The sequence below is a fragment of the Diaphorobacter sp. HDW4B genome (assembly GCF_011305535.1).
In the GTDB taxonomy this organism is placed as follows: Bacteria; Pseudomonadota; Gammaproteobacteria; order Burkholderiales; family Burkholderiaceae_C; genus Diaphorobacter_A.
The window spans coordinates 2,036,609-2,050,502 of the sequence record NZ_CP049905.1 but is presented as its reverse complement, the minus strand read 5'-3'; the positions used below and the strand labels follow the sequence as shown (position 1 = coordinate 2,050,502).

The window sequence follows — 13,894 nt, the reverse complement described above, 5'->3', positions numbered from 1 at the left end:
TCGCCTTGGTCCGCTTTGAAAATGCGGCTCGTCAGGGCGAAGCCGTCTGCGTGGAGTACGACGGCAGCGGCTGGCAGGTCGCACCAGTGAATGAAGGCGACTTGTCTGTGGGCGCGGGTGTTCGGGAGTTGAGTGGCGCGGACACGACGTCCCTGTTTCTCCAAGCGCTTGAAAAGGCCTACACGCAAGGGATTCGGGATGCCGTCGTGAAGACGCTGGCACCGCTGCCGTCGTCGGGCCAGCCTTTGGCCTCGCGCGTCGTGCATCAGGCCTTGGAGATGGCCAACAGCATCAAGCAGTCGTTGGCGGGGGTGGATTTCCTCACCACGCTGACCTACAGCGCCAAGCTCGATTCCGGCTTGTTCCAGAGCGTCTGCCGGGACGAGGGCGTCGATCCGGCCACGCTGGGGGCCGCCCAGCGAGCGCAGATCGATGACAGCATGGCGCAGCAGTTTGCCGAGGCGGCAAGATTGGGAATGATCCCGGTCGCCCAGACCTCTGCACGTGCCTGGCTCGCGCAAGCCGTTCGCGCTGTCATCTGATTCTTGCTTACTGATTCTTCGGCTTTGTCGAGTGCACTCGACTCGGCCGGGCTTGCCTTTTCGGCGGGTTTGGGCCCGCTTTACCTCTGCCCAATGCGTGTTGCGCAGGGCGCTGAAGAGGCATTGCGAAGATGTTTTCAAATTTGATGGTGAACGGCAGGAACCGGATCGATCCTGCTGTTACTAAGCAAAGAACCTCATAGACACTGAAAACGGCAAGTACGTGATCTCCTCCAATCGAGTCTCCGGCAACACGGATATCGGATCGCTTCCCAGTCTGGATGATTTCCGGGCTGCGGCGGCGCATGGCCCTGAGGTGATGATCGGGCGGGATGGCTCCCAGCTGCGGGTGCTCGCGCAAGGCAGCACGCCGTCCCAGCGTTCTGTGGCGTGGGTGGAGCCGGATTCCAATGTGGATGCTTCCTCCATCTTCATCGACGCGCTGAGCCGCTCCTTCTCCTCGGGCATTCAATCTGCGGTCGTGCGTGAGCTCGGGCTGGCGCCTGCGCCCAATCGGCCCTTGTCTTCCCGCCAGGTGGAGCAGGCCATCGACATGGCGGAGACCGCGCAGCGGGCCATGTCGGGCGTGGATTTCCTCACGCAGCTTGACTGCAAGGCCGCCTCCAATGGCGGGTCTTTCCAGCGGGCGTGCAGCGAATTGGGCATTCCCACCGGCGATGTTGGCGCGCTGCAGCGCCGCAACATCGATCAGGCGATGACGCGGCAATTCCATGAGGCAGCCGAACAAGGGCGCTCGCCCGTCGAGGCGGCGACGGCCTTGCAATGGCTCAAGCAAGCCATCGCTTCACAGTTCGGATGAGGCGCCCCCCGCATGGAAATCAGGAGTCTGGTGTTGAGGCAAGACATTCACCGCTTCCTCGAGTGTAAAAAGCGCAAATTTTTCCGCAATGTGAAAAATTTGGTGCAAATTACCCAGAATAGGTGAATTACAAAACAACACGCTTTCGATACGATTCGAAAAACTGACTGCTTTGCCCTGTTGGCGGCAAGGCGACGTGAGAGGAGCTGCCGAATGGCAAATGCACGCAACACTCTGATGATGGCTTTTGCTTCCGGCATCCCATGGATGTCTGCTGGAGCCCGCCTTCGTCCGTCTGCTTGTGTGGTGTCCCGCGGCGCGTGTTCAAGGAGCGTATTGTCGTGATTCCCGCACAGGCGTCCGTCGTGGCTGAGGTCTCGGAAGATCGCGAAACGCTGTTTCGCAATCTTGTGCAGAGCCACGGTACCCGCCTGCACCGCTTCATCGTCAAGAACATCGGCAATCGCGATGAAGCACACGACATGACGCAGCAGGCTTTTCTGGAGGCTGTGCGTTCCTTCGAAACCTACAAAGGCCAATCCGAGCTGTCGACCTGGCTGTACGGGATCGCGATGAATCTCGTGCGCAACCATCTGTCGCGCGCACCGCATCGTCGCTACGAGTTCACCGATGAGTCGGAGCTCACGCATGTTGTCTCGGAGAGTCTCTCGCCCGACGAAGCCGCCGATCAGGCCCAGCACCTGCGCCACCTGCAGGCAGCGATGGCCGAGCTGCCCGAGAGCATGCGCGATGTGCTGCTGATGGTCGCCGTGGACGAGATGTCGTACGAAGAAGCCGCAGCGTTGCTGACGGTGCCCGTGGGCACGGTGCGCAGCCGCCTGTCGCGTGCGCGCGCGGCGCTCAAGGACAAGCTGCTGGCACGCGGCGTCACGCTCGATTTCTGAGCGCGGTTCATCGCTCTCAAGTCGCCTTCATTCGACGCGGCTTCATACAAACGGCAGTACAAAAAAAGCGGGGCATCGTTCGATGCGTCCCGCTTCTTTGCGTGGTTCATTGAGGCCGCATCTGCGGATCGCTCAAGCCCGTTGATGGCATGGCGCGCGGCGTGGTGGGCATGAACGGGGCTGAGTAGGGCAGGTTGTCCTGATTGAACGGGTCCTGTGTCTTGAGTGCATCCACCGACGCACTCAACTGCGGAGGCAGCGACACCACGCGCGGACGGATCATGAACATGCGCTCGCGTATCTGCGAGTTGTTGATCTTGTTGGAGAACAGCAGACCGAGAATCGGCACGCTGCCGAGGCCGGGCACCTTGTCCACCGAGCTGGTCTGCTGGCGGCTGCGATAGCCGCCGATCAGCAGCGTCTGCCCTTCGCCGACGATGGCCTGCGTGCTCACCGTGCTGCGGCGCACGATGGGCAGCGTGTCCACCGTGGTCTCCTGGATCTGGCCGTCTTCGATGTCCACATCGAGCTGCACGACCGGGCCGCCATCACGCATCACGAAATGCGGCGTCACGCGCAGCGTCGTGCCTGCGGTGATGGGCGTGACCGTGGCCACGCGCTCGCCGATGGTGCGCACGTAGAAGGTCTCCGACAAGTCGAGCAGCGCGCCGATGTTGTCGATGGTGAGGATCGACGGACGCGACTGGATCGACGCGTCGCCGCTGCTCTCCAGCGCACGGATGCGGCCGATGAGGTTGTTGCCGGCATTCACCACCAGCGAGGTGGGATCGAACGTGGCGGAGCGGCTCAAGGCACCGATCACCAGATCGTTGCCGTCGCCCGATGGCGTCATGTTGCCGAAGCCGCCCACCGTGCCGCCCTTGCGACCGGACCAGGCAATGCCCAGCTCGTCCACGCGCGTGGTGTTGACGTCGATGATCAGCGCCTCGATCTCGATGAGCGGCGTAGCCACGTCGAGCTGTTCGATCAGCGCCTTGTACAGCGGAATACGCTCGGGCGTGTCCTGCACGATGATGGCGTTGAGGCGCGAATCCGCCTGAATCGATGGCGCGGACATGCGGCGTGATCCCGTCTGGGGGCGACTGGCCGTCGGGTTCTGCGCACCACTTGCGGCGACCGCGCCTGTTCCATTCGCGGTGCCATAAGGTGATGCGGCCATGCCGGTGGCGGCACCATTGCCGTTGCTGTCGAAGTTGAGCCCCGCAGTGTTGGCTGCAGCGGGCAGGCCAGCAGGCATGGCGAGCATGCCCGCCACCGAGGACATCGATGCGTTGCTGACGCCCGATGAGCCCGTGCCGCCCGCGTTGTTGATCAGATTGCGCAGCACCTGGGCGAGCCCGGGCGTGGTGATCTGGCGGTCACGGTAGAGGATGGTGCGGTCATCCACCGATGCGTGCTTGAGCTTGAACACCGCCACCTGCTGGCCACCGGCCGCGAGTGGCAGCGTGGCCATGGTGCGCTCGATCAGACCGACGTAGGCCGGTGGGCCGGACACCAGTGCCACGCCTTGCTCGGGCAGCTCGCCCCAGCCGAAGCGCTTTTCGAGAATGCCCAGACTGCCGAGCGCTTCGCGCATGGTGGCAATGCTGCTGCTGCCGGATGTGATGGCCTTGGTGGTGATCTGGGTCGTGCGGCTGACAAACAGCGTTCCGGCATGCGTGAACCAGTTCAGGCCGTAGACGCTGCTCAGTCGATCCATGAATTCCGTGGGACTCTGCGCGTTGAATTTGCCGTTGACGGTGCCGGTCACTTCCGGCGAAAGATCCAGCGAGAGACTGAAGCTGCTGGCGAAGTTGCCGAGCACGGTATGCATGGACTCGTTGTTGGCGTAGTAGCTGTACGGCGCTTCTGCCCAGGGCGGTGGTGAGGCCAGCGCCTTGGGAGGTGCTGCCCCCAGCATGGCGCACGCAGCGGCCAGAGCGCACAGCATGCGGCGAGGCTGTTTCAACATTCGATTCAACGGTGCAGGTCGCAGGTGCGCGGCTGGAGGTTTGTTCATGGGAGTCTCGTTTTCTTTGGCCGTCACTTCAGGCGCTGTTCACGGCTTTGGCCCAGAACGCCAGTGCATTGACGAATTCGCCAACGGCTTCGTCGATCTCATGCGTTGAATTGGTCGCCACGGTCTGCTGCAACCAGATGGCGCGTTCGCTGGAGTCCACCACACAGGTGCTGGCGTGCTCCTTCATCATGCCGAGCGCCATTTGCGATACCCGCAGAACCAGCTCATCGCGATCCTTGCCTGCATCAGGCAATGTGCGCAGGCGCGAGACGATCGCGATGCCGCCCTCTGGCAGTGCACGCAGGCGCAGGCGATAGCGGTCGTCCACGTTCATGTCGAGCGGCTCGTTGATGCTCCTGTCACCTGCGGCCATGCCGAGTTGCTGGGCATAGGCTTGAAGCAGGTTGGCGCTGACGGTATCTGGCGGTGCGGTGCTTCTCATGGCGGTGAGTCCTCGGGGTGTAGGTTCATTTGCTGCAGCAGACGCAGCAGCTCGGCGACGGGCTCCACGAGCTCCGACGGAATGTATTGGCCAGGTTCGCCCTGTGCGGTGAGTGCGCGGGCCAGCGGAATGTTCTGCATCACCGGCACACCGGCCTCGCGCGCGGCCTGCATCATGCGTTCGGCCAGTGCTCCCTCGCCCTTGGCGAGCACCACGGGCAGAGGTGTTTCGTTGGCGTCATAGTGCAGCGCCACGGCCAGGTGAGTAGGGTTGGTCACGACGACGGTCGCCTTTCTGGCGCTGTTGACAGCACCTTCCTGCATCATTTCCTGATGCAGATGCTTGCGCTTGTGCTTGATGTGGGGGTCGCCCTCCATCTCCTTGTATTCCTGCTTGACCTCGTCCTTGGACATCATCAGGCCCTTGCGATACTGGTAGCGTTGCCATGCGAAGTCGGCCAGCGAGATCACGCTGTAAGCGAGGCCGATGTTGATCAGCATGGTCTTGAGCAGTGCGCCCACCACGCTGCCGAAGCCGGCCATGCCCGCGTCCGGGATGCTGGTGAGAATGGGCAGCGCGTCGCGAATCAGAATCCACAGGAGCGCCGAGAGAAAGGCGATCTTGAGCGAGGACTTGAGAAACTCCACGAAATTCTTCACCGAGAAGATGTTCTTCACGTTGGTGATGGGGTTGAGCTTCTTGGCCGAGGGTTTGAGTTTCTCGAAGGCAAACAGCACGCCCACCTGCATGGTGTCGGCAAAGATGCCCACGAGCAGCACGATACCCACGAACGGCAGCACGATCTCGCTGCCCACTTTGAGCGCCTCGTTGATCATGGTTTCGGCTGCACGGTCAAAGTCCAGGCGCAGCAGTGTGCCGGGCAGCAGCATCAGGCGGCCCAGCGTTTCGACGATGCTGGAAGCGCTGGCGAGCAAGTAGCCGAAGATCGACAGGATCAGCAAGGTCTGCGTGAAGTCCTTGCTGTAGGCGACGTCGCCCTTCTTGCGCGAATCACGCAAGCGTTTCGAGGTGGGCTGTTCGGTCTTTTCGCTCATGTGGGCATCTGCTGCTCGACCTCAGGTCGAGCCGGCCCCCCACTGTTCACGCAGAAACGGCAGCAGCCGCACGATGGCGAGGATTTCATCCTTGCCGTACTCAAACAGCGTGGATGCGTAGAGCATCAGCACGAGTACGGCCAGCGCACTCTTGATCGGCATGGCCATGAAGAACACCTGCAACTGCGGCGCAAAGCGGCTCACCAGCGCGAGGCCGAACTCGGAGAGAAACATGGCCACCAGCACCGGCGCAGCCAGCAGCACGGCCATGTGCATGAGCTGGTCCAACTGCTTGAGCATCAGCGGGATGGATTCGGGGCTCAGGCGCGGCGTCCACTGCGTCACGCTCCAGTAGCCAAAGCTGTCATAGAGCACGCCCAGCAGCAGCGAGAAGCCACCGGAGATCAGGAAGAACACAATGAACGCCTGATAGAACATGATGCCCATGGGCGATGAGTCGTTACCCGTCAGCGGGTTCAAGGTGGAGGCGATGCTTGCGCCGCGCTGGTTGTCCACCAGAAAGCCGATGGCCTCGAAAATCCAGAATGGAATCGAGGCGAGGTAGCCGATGACGAAGCCGACGAAGGCCTCCTTCATGATCAGCACCGACAGCGCCACAAAGTTCAGGTTCAGATCCGACACATCGGCAGCCACCAGCGGCATGGCCATCACGCCAAGCGTTCCCGCGATGCCGAAGCGGATCAGCCCGGGCACCAGTTGCGAATTGAAGAGCGGCAGCACGATGAACATGGCAAGAATGCGCGGTTGCGTCAAAGCCAACGTCCCAATGAGCGTCTTGGCTTCTTCGTAAGTAACCGGCAGGTCCATGCAGTTCCATCCTTTCGCGGGAAAAGCGCAAATCTCGTGCGTCAGCGGCCCATGTTGGGAATCGCGTCAAACAACTGCAGCGTGAAATTGAACATCTCGCCGCCCACCCAGCGGGCCGTCAGCAAGATGGTGAGCGACACGGCAATCAGCTTGATGCCGAAGGACAGCGTCTGCTCCTGAATCTGGGTGAGCGCCTGGAACAGCGAGAACAGCGTACCTACGATCGAGCCCACAATGATGGGCGGCAGGGACAACCACAGCACCAGATACAGCGCCTGCGAAAAAAAGGAGACCACGTCAACGGTTTGCATGAATGAATGCCTCAGACATAGGTGAGCACAAGACCGTGGATCAGACGCGACCAGCCGTCCACCATCACGAAGAGAAAGAGCTTGAGCGGCAGGGAGATGGTGACGGGCGAGACCATCATCATCCCCATCGCCAGCAGAATGTTGGAGACGATCAGATCGATCACCACAAACGGCAGATAAAGCAGAAAGCCGATCTGGAACGCCGATGTCAGCTCACTCACCATGAACGCCGGGATCAGCACCATGAAGTCCGTCTGCGTGATGCCCTCGGAGAGCTTGGGGCCCCAAGTGCGTTGGGCGGTGCGCATGAAGAAGTCGCGCTGCTCCAAGCGGCTGTTCTTGGTGAGGAACTCGCGCAGCGGCTCCGCGCCTTCGCGTACCGAGGTCACAAAGCTGGTCACGTTCTTCAGGGAGTCGGGTTGTGTGGTGAGCCGCTCGAACATCGCCGTGCCGACGGGTGCCATCACGTAGGCCGAGAGAATCAGCGCCATGCCGTAGAGCGCCAGATTGGGCGGCGCTTGCTGCACGCCGATGGCATTGCGCAGCAGCGACATCACCACCGCGATCTTGAGAAATGAAGTGCACACCACGACCAGCGTGGGCAGCAAGGCCATGACGGCCAGTACGATTGCCAGCGTGATGGGGTCGAAATTCTGCATGGAGCCTGCTCCGTCTGTGCTTCAGCGGGACGAGCCCAGAATGCGCGCGATGGACACGCCAATGTGTCCATCCACTTCAACAAGGTCGCCCTCGCCGATCAGCGCTCCGTTGGCGCGGATGCGCACCGCGCCCTGCAATGGGTGATCGAGTGTCAGTGCCTGTCCGACTTGCAGCGCATGCACCTGCGCGAGTGTCAGCGTGACCTCACCCAGATCGAAGGACAGGCGCACGGGCAGTGATTCAAGTGATACCACCTCCGCGCTGCTTTGGGCGATGCCCTGATCGCTGCTCGGAGATGTGTTGGTGTCGGTAGGCATGTGGGCAGTCCAGGTCTGGATGATCGAAAGGCTTGGTGGGGTGGGCTCTGCATGAGCGTCAGCCAATGGCAATTGGGCATGGATGCCGGCGCGGCCATCGGCACTCAGCCACAGCACGCGCTGCGCGGCAATGAAACAGGTGCTCATGAGCACGACGTCGCCCTTGTCCAGTTGCGCCACCTCCTCGGCCGTGGTGCGCGTGAAGCCCAGCTCCGCATGCAGTGTCAGGGGGAAATCGGGTTCGATGCTGGCCGGAGCAAAGGGGCGGTCCTTGAGCAGACCCGCCACCAGCAGCAGGCCGAGGCCGTCGGCGTGCAGGCTGCCTTCGATGGCTTGCGGGCCTTGTTCCGTGCGCAGGGTGAGCTTGAAGGCATGGGCCGGGTCCGCCGCTTTGTCGGCGGATGCGGTCAACTGGCTCACCAATGACGGAGTGCCGCGCCCAAGGCGTTGCAACGCATGCAGCACGCTGGACAGCACCGCCTCCTGAGCCGCCTGTGCGAGCGATGGCGGCAAGTCGGGCAGGCTCGCGCCGCCCAGTTGTGCGCTGACCTGCTGCTCCATCGCCGCAATGGGCAGGCGCAGGGTGAAGTTGGCCCCCGCCCATTCCATGCGGATCACCGAGCTGGGCTGTGCCGACGGATCATGGTCCTGGGGAGCGCTTGCATGCGTGATCGGCACCAGACGTGCCAGCCATGTCGAGTCACCCAGTTGCAGGGGCAGGTCGACACCACGCTGCGCAATGATGGTGCGGCCCTGCGCTTCGTTGCGTGTCAGGCGCGGCAGCGGCAGGGCACGAATTGCAGGTTGTTGGGGTAGGGCGGACATGTGGAGAAGCTGCTTTGGAATGAGGGTGGTGGTTCGGGTGACTTGCGAGGTGACTTGGCTGCGGCGAATCAGTGACCCGCCTGCGCTTGTGTCGCGCAGCGGTCCTCCGGGTCGTCGGTCTGCACGCGAACACAGGTGGGGCGTTGCAGCGCCTGGCTCAGCCCATCGGCAAGCCACTGCGCGGATTTGTTCAGACGCTCGCGCGATGTTTCGAGGCTGCAGGTGAACTCGGCCACCACCGTGCCCGCGTCTTCAAACACATCCATCACCACGCCGGGCAAGCTGTCCTTGCTCAACTGGATCTGCACGCCGCGTCGCCCGCTACTGCCATCGCCCACCAGCAGGCGCTGGGCCATCTGGCTGAGCGTCTGGTCAAGGCCTGCGGGGGCTTCGTGAGTCGATGTGTCTGTGGATGTGGGTGCTGCGCTGGCCGCACCTTGGCCGAACAGCGCAAACGGATTCAAGGCCTGTGGTGGCTGCGCGGGAGTACTCAGGCCTGACTGGCCCGGTGCGCTGCGCGCGTCCAGCAGCTTGCGCAAGGCGGCGGCATCGTCGGCCAATTGCGTGGCGTTGCGTTGCTCGGGTTGGGCTTGCTGATCCGTGCCTTGATGGCCCACGTCATAGCGGCTGCCGGAGGGCATGCCCAGATCGAGATGAATGGGACGATCACCGCTCATCGTTCGCCCTCCGCATACTCGTCCCAATCCTCGCGGTCCCGCTTGATGTTGGCCACTTCTTCGAGTTCCAAGTCTTCCTTGCGCTCGGCTTCGCGGGCCAGCTCATTGGTGTGGTTGTGCGAGAGATCCACAAACTTGGATTTCTGGCGACTGGCCTCCTTGTGAGCCGCACGAACCTTGTCGAGCTTCTGGTTTTCCTCGTCCAGCACGCGGATGGCGGCATCCACATTGTCTTGCTGCAGCACTTCCCGGGCGCGCAGCGCGGCAACGGACTGCTGCACGCTCTCGATGTCCCGCAGCTTGACGATGCGCTCGCACAATTCGCGGTACATGCGGTGTTCCTTGTCCACACCTTCGGCCAGCAAGCGGGCGAGCAGCGCCTCGGCGGCCTCGCGCTTTTCGCTGGCTTCGAGGGCGATGCTGCGTTGCGTGCGCATGGCCGATTCCGCCTGTCCTTCGCGAAAGGCCTTGATCGCCAGAAGCTCCTTGAAAATGCTCACCGCCTGCCTCCCGCGCCCACCAGCGCCGTGAGTTGTTCAAGGGTCTGCGCCATCGACGAATGCTCTTCCGTGCGCTGCTTGAGAAAGCTGCGGATCTGGTCGATCTTGTCGATGGCTTCATCGGTGGTGGCATCACCTCCACGCTTGTACTCGCCAATCTTGACGAGCAGCTCCACCTCGTCGTACTTGGCCATCAGCTCGCGCAATCTGCCCGCCACCTTCTTGTGTTCGGGCGTGATCACCGCATTCATCACGCGCGATGCGGATGCCAGCACATCGATGGCTGGGTAATGATTGGCCGCGCCCAGCTTGCGCGAGAGCACGATGTGGCCGTCCAGAATCGAACGCGTCTCGTCGGCGATCGGCTCGGTCATGTCGTCGCCTTCGACCAGCACGGTGTAGAGCGCCGTGATCGAGCCCTTGTCGTTCATGCCCACACGTTCCATGAGCTTGGGCAGCGTGGCGAACACGCTGGGTGGATAGCCGCGCCGCGTAGGTGGCTCGCCAGCAGCCAGGCCGATCTCGCGCTGCGCGCGGGCAAAGCGCGTGACCGAGTCCATGAGGAACAGCACCTTCTTGCCCTGATCGCGGAAATACTCCGCAATCGCTGTGGCCACGTAGGCCGCCTTGGCGCGCTCCATCGACGACTTGTCGCTGGTCGCGCAGACGATCACGCTTTTGCGACGGCCTTCTTCACCCAATTCATGTTCAAGAAATTCACGCACTTCGCGGCCACGTTCGCCGATCAGCGCGACCACCGTCACGTCCACATCCGCACCCTTGACGAGCATGCCCATGAGCGTCGACTTGCCGCCGCCCGCCGCCGCGAAAATGCCCATGCGCTGGCCTTCGCCGCAGGTCAGCACCGAGTCGAGTGCGCGCACGCCCAGCTCCAGCGGCTGGCTGATGATGCGGCGCTTGAGCGGATCGGGCGCTTCCTGAAACACCGGGTAGAACTTGGTGGCTTCGAGCGGCCCGCGCTCTGCCTCATCAAGTGGACGGCCCAGACCATCGAGCACGCGGCCCAGCAGGCCAAAGCCCACCGGCACCATGTGCGCGCGGCCCGTGGGAACGACCTCGGTGGCCGACGAGATGCCGTACATGTCGCCGATCGGCGTGAGCAGCGCCGCGTCGCGCGCAAAGCCCACCACCTCGGCCTTCATCTCGAATTCTTCGCCGGGATTGCGCAGCACGCAGACTTCGCCCACCTTCACGGTCGGCACCACGGCCTTGATGATGGTGCCCACTACCTGCGTGACGCGGCCCTTGATCTGCAGGACGGGCGTGTCATCCAGCGCGATCTGCATCATCTCGGTGATGTAGTCGAACTGGTGGATCGAGCGCTTGCCCGATGAGCTGCTGATGCTGGCGGCGTAGGCGTTCATACGCGGCTGCCCAATACTTTGTGGAAGGCTGCTTCGATGGCCTTGATCTGGCTTTCGATGCTCGCTTCCACCAGACCGATCTCGCTCTCCAGAATGCAGGACTCCATGGCGAGACGGCCATCGCCCACGATGTCCAGATAACCCACGCCAGGATAGGCCGCGAGCAGATCGTTGACGCGCGCGCGCACCACATCGACCTGCTGCGGATGCAGGCGCAGTGTCATCTGCTTTTGGTTGCGCACCACGGAGAGCGCGTTCTTCACCACGATGAGCACGCGCTCGGTGTCGTCAAAGTCATCGATGATCTTGCGCACAGCCGACATCACCAGACTCACCATGTCACCTTCCACGCGGGCAAAGTAGTCGATGGTGCGGCTCACCGTGTCGATCATCTTTTCGGCCTGCTCCATCTGCGCTTCGGCCAGACCTTCGGCATAGCCGCGTTGGCGTTCGGCTTCGAGTTCGGACTCTGCGCGGGCGACGATGGCGTCCGCCTGCGCGCGCGCCGAGGCCAGCAATGCCTCGGCCTCGCCCCAGGCGGCAACATCCGCAGCACGCAGGATGCGCTGGCCGGGCGCGACTTGCGCCTGCAAGCTGCGGGACGGGGTCAGCGGGTCGCGGGGAAGTAGGAAAGCCATGTCGAATCCAATTGCTTCATCAGTGCGAGGCACAGCTCGCGTGCGCCGCGTGCGGACATGCCGCTCGCTTCGCGCAGTTGTCCATCGTCCGCAGCGGGGTGCAGTTTCCAGTGGGCACGCAACCGCACTGGGGCTGGCGCATCACCAAAGGCGTGTGCCAACAGACCGGTGCCGAGCCACTGCGCGCTGTCATGGAGATCGGCGTTCAGCCATGGGCGCAACTGCTCGTCGCTCATGCCTTCATGCAAATCACCTGAGCGCTGCTGCGCCCATTCAAAGACTTCGGGCTGCAGTGATTCCCGCGCCTGATTCACCTGAGCGCGTGTGATCATGCGGCGCAGATGACCGCCCAGCAGCGCAGCGCCAGCGAGCCGGGCGATCTGCGAGAGCTGCGGTGTCTGCGCCAACGCCAGCGGCATGCCGGGCTCCTGCACGTTCAGCACCGGGGCCGCATCTGCACCCAGCGAATGCAGGAGTTGCTCCGAACGCTGGCGGTGCAGCACCTGCGCCATCGCGGGATGGGCCGCCAACGCGGCGTGCGCTGCATCTTCGGGCCACAGCCTGCGCGCCCGCTCACCATGCAGTGTGCGGCTTGGCAGCAGATTGAACACCTGCAGCGAAGCCGCGAGCGGCGAGTCGAGATCGGGCAGGGCGGCGCTCATGTTCGTCATGCAGCCTCGCCTGCAATGGCTGTCGGCACCGTTCTGACCGGCTTCTTGCCGAGCACGAACTTCCAGACCAGCGCAGCCAGCGCCAGCAAGGTCAGCACCAGCAAACCCGCGAGTCCCCAAAGCACCGATGCGAAGCTGCCCGCATTGCCCGCTGCCACATCCATGCCCCAGACCTGTGGCGGTGCGGCCGCGCTGTCCTTGCTCGCGGCATCTCTTGCCTGCGAGGCGACGAAGATCACAGAGACCCGATCCGTCGTCAGCCCCGGAATGCTGTTGGTCACCAGCTTGCGGATCTGCGGCTGAATGATCTCGAGGTTGTAGCCGTCCTGATGCTTGATGAACACCGCCGCAGTGGAAGGCGTGCCCGCCTCGCCCACTGCACCGCGCTCGGGCAGCACCACGTGTACGCGAGCCGTGAGCACGCCGTCGATCTTGGACAGCGTATTGCCCAGCTCCTGCGACAGCGCGTAGATGTAGCGTGCGCGTTCTTCCACAGGCGAGGAGATCAGGCCGTCCTTCTTGAACACCTGCCCCATGCCCGCAAAGCGCTCGCGCGGCAGACCGTTGGCGCGCAGGATTTCCAGCGAGCGGCCCACCTGGTCGGCATTCACGCGCACGCCCACCATGCCTTCCTTGCCCGCGGTCTTTTCTGCGGAGATGTTCTCCTTGAGCAGCGCGGACAGCACATCGTTGGCCTCGTCCTCGGGGATGTTGCCCATCAGATCGACGCGTGCGCCGCAGGCCGCCAGCGTCAGACACAGGCAGGCCAGAGCCACGCGGAACCAGTTCTTGCACTCCATGAGTGCGGCGACTCGGGGGAACATCATTGCACGCGCACCAGTTGGTCAATGTTCTGCGTGGAGCGGCTCACCAGCTTGCCCACGAGGTCGTATTCAAACGCCACCTGCGTGAGCTGCATCTGCAGCTTGAGCATGTCCTGCACGTTGCCGGTATCGGCGTGGGTGGTGTCCAGCATCTTGTTCACGCCTTCCCAGGAGTTGCGGAAGGTCTGCGAGACGTTCTCCATGCCCTGCAGAATGCGGTCGCCCACGCTGGGGTTGGCGGGCAGCGCGTTCGTCGTGGGCTGCAGCGCAGCGGTGGCGGCGGTGGCCTCCAGTGCGTTGGGTGCCTGAACGGGCGCGACGGGCAGCGCCATCAGCTCGGCAAAGCGCGCCGCTGCCAGCGCATCAGGTGCGGCAGTGGCGGCGCTTGCGCCCACGGCCGAGGTGGATGTGGCGGTGCTCAGAGCCGCCATTGCCGCAGTGTTGATGATGTCCATGGAGCGCTCCTCGGATGTG

The 13,894-nt window shown here is 63.0% G+C and carries 17 protein-coding genes; 3 read left to right on the top strand and 14 right to left on the bottom strand.

Going from position 1 to position 13,894, the window contains the following annotated elements; all coding sequences use genetic code 11:
• Nucleotides 1-5 precede the first annotated feature (5 nt).
• The 3 genes from G7048_RS09495 (at nucleotide 6) to G7048_RS09485 (ending at nucleotide 2,267) form a co-directional block, all read left to right on the top strand.
• Nucleotides 6-542, top strand: coding sequence for a hypothetical protein (locus tag G7048_RS09495; protein ID WP_166067898.1), 537 nt, complete (start codon nucleotides 6-8; stop codon nucleotides 540-542).
• 223 nt (nucleotides 543-765) lie between these two features.
• The gene (locus tag G7048_RS09490; protein ID WP_166067897.1) at nucleotides 766-1,362 is read left to right on the top strand and encodes a hypothetical protein; all 597 of its coding nucleotides are present in this window, start codon (nucleotides 766-768) and stop codon (nucleotides 1,360-1,362) included.
• Nucleotides 1,363-1,703: 341 nt separating this feature from the next.
• Nucleotides 1,704-2,267, top strand: coding sequence for a sigma-70 family RNA polymerase sigma factor (locus tag G7048_RS09485; protein WP_240933226.1), 564 nt, complete (start codon nucleotides 1,704-1,706; stop codon nucleotides 2,265-2,267).
• Nucleotides 2,268-2,373: 106 nt separating this feature from the next.
• Here the strand turns inward: G7048_RS09485 and sctC are convergent, their stop codons facing one another.
• From sctC to sctI, 14 genes are all read right to left on the bottom strand, one after another.
• Nucleotides 2,374-4,287 carry a type III secretion system outer membrane ring subunit SctC gene (gene sctC / locus G7048_RS09480; RefSeq protein ID WP_240933225.1) on the bottom strand — a complete coding sequence of 638 codons (1,914 nt, stop codon included), beginning with the start codon at nucleotides 4,285-4,287 and terminating at the stop codon, nucleotides 2,374-2,376.
• A gap of 28 nt (nucleotides 4,288-4,315) precedes the next feature.
• Nucleotides 4,316-4,729, bottom strand: a complete 414-nt coding sequence (locus tag G7048_RS09475; RefSeq protein WP_166067895.1) for a type III secretion system chaperone — start codon at nucleotides 4,727-4,729, stop codon at nucleotides 4,316-4,318.
• The gene (sctU, locus tag G7048_RS09470) at nucleotides 4,726-5,784 is read right to left on the bottom strand and encodes a type III secretion system export apparatus subunit SctU (RefSeq protein WP_166067894.1); all 1,059 of its coding nucleotides are present in this window, start codon (nucleotides 5,782-5,784) and stop codon (nucleotides 4,726-4,728) included. The genes G7048_RS09475 and sctU overlap by 4 nt, the downstream gene beginning before the upstream one ends.
• A 21-nt stretch (nucleotides 5,785-5,805) precedes the next feature.
• A complete protein-coding gene (gene sctT / locus G7048_RS09465; protein WP_166067893.1) occupies nucleotides 5,806-6,612 on the bottom strand; it encodes a type III secretion system export apparatus subunit SctT in 807 nt (268 codons plus the stop codon).
• Between the two features lie 41 nt (nucleotides 6,613-6,653).
• Nucleotides 6,654-6,923 (bottom strand): type III secretion system export apparatus subunit SctS, encoded by a 270-nt coding sequence (gene sctS / locus G7048_RS09460; RefSeq protein WP_166067892.1) that lies wholly within the window; start codon nucleotides 6,921-6,923, stop codon nucleotides 6,654-6,656.
• An 11-nt stretch (nucleotides 6,924-6,934) separates the two neighbouring features.
• On the bottom strand, nucleotides 6,935-7,582 hold the full coding sequence (sctR, locus tag G7048_RS09455) for a type III secretion system export apparatus subunit SctR (RefSeq protein WP_166067891.1): 648 nt from the start codon (nucleotides 7,580-7,582) through the stop codon (nucleotides 6,935-6,937).
• Between the two features lie 21 nt (nucleotides 7,583-7,603).
• Nucleotides 7,604-8,725, bottom strand: coding sequence for a type III secretion system cytoplasmic ring protein SctQ (gene sctQ / locus G7048_RS09450; protein ID WP_166067890.1), 1,122 nt, complete (start codon nucleotides 8,723-8,725; stop codon nucleotides 7,604-7,606).
• A 68-nt stretch (nucleotides 8,726-8,793) separates the two neighbouring features.
• Complete coding sequence (locus G7048_RS09445) at nucleotides 8,794-9,402, bottom strand: hypothetical protein (protein ID WP_166067889.1); 609 nt, start codon at nucleotides 9,400-9,402, stop codon at nucleotides 8,794-8,796.
• Nucleotides 9,399-9,902, bottom strand: coding sequence for a YscO family type III secretion system apparatus protein (locus G7048_RS09440; RefSeq protein ID WP_166067888.1), 504 nt, complete (start codon nucleotides 9,900-9,902; stop codon nucleotides 9,399-9,401). Before G7048_RS09440 ends, G7048_RS09445 begins: the two co-directional genes overlap by 4 nt.
• Entirely contained in the window at nucleotides 9,899-11,239 is a 1,341-nt protein-coding gene (gene sctN / locus G7048_RS09435) for a type III secretion system ATPase SctN (RefSeq protein WP_166070892.1), read from the bottom strand. Before sctN ends, G7048_RS09440 begins: the two co-directional genes overlap by 4 nt.
• A gap of 44 nt (nucleotides 11,240-11,283) precedes the next feature.
• On the bottom strand, nucleotides 11,284-11,925 hold the full coding sequence (locus G7048_RS09430; RefSeq protein ID WP_166067887.1) for an HrpE/YscL family type III secretion apparatus protein: 642 nt from the start codon (nucleotides 11,923-11,925) through the stop codon (nucleotides 11,284-11,286).
• On the bottom strand, nucleotides 11,895-12,596 hold the full coding sequence (locus G7048_RS09425) for a hypothetical protein (RefSeq protein WP_166067886.1): 702 nt from the start codon (nucleotides 12,594-12,596) through the stop codon (nucleotides 11,895-11,897). Before G7048_RS09425 ends, G7048_RS09430 begins: the two co-directional genes overlap by 31 nt.
• Entirely contained in the window at nucleotides 12,593-13,423 is an 831-nt protein-coding gene (gene sctJ, locus G7048_RS09420; protein ID WP_166067885.1) for a type III secretion system inner membrane ring lipoprotein SctJ, read from the bottom strand. Before sctJ ends, G7048_RS09425 begins: the two co-directional genes overlap by 4 nt.
• Nucleotides 13,420-13,875: a type III secretion system inner rod subunit SctI gene (gene sctI, locus G7048_RS09415; RefSeq protein ID WP_166067884.1), complete on the bottom strand. Its 456-nt coding sequence runs from the start codon at nucleotides 13,873-13,875 to the stop codon at nucleotides 13,420-13,422. Before sctI ends, sctJ begins: the two co-directional genes overlap by 4 nt.
• Nucleotides 13,876-13,894: the final 19 nt, after the last annotated feature.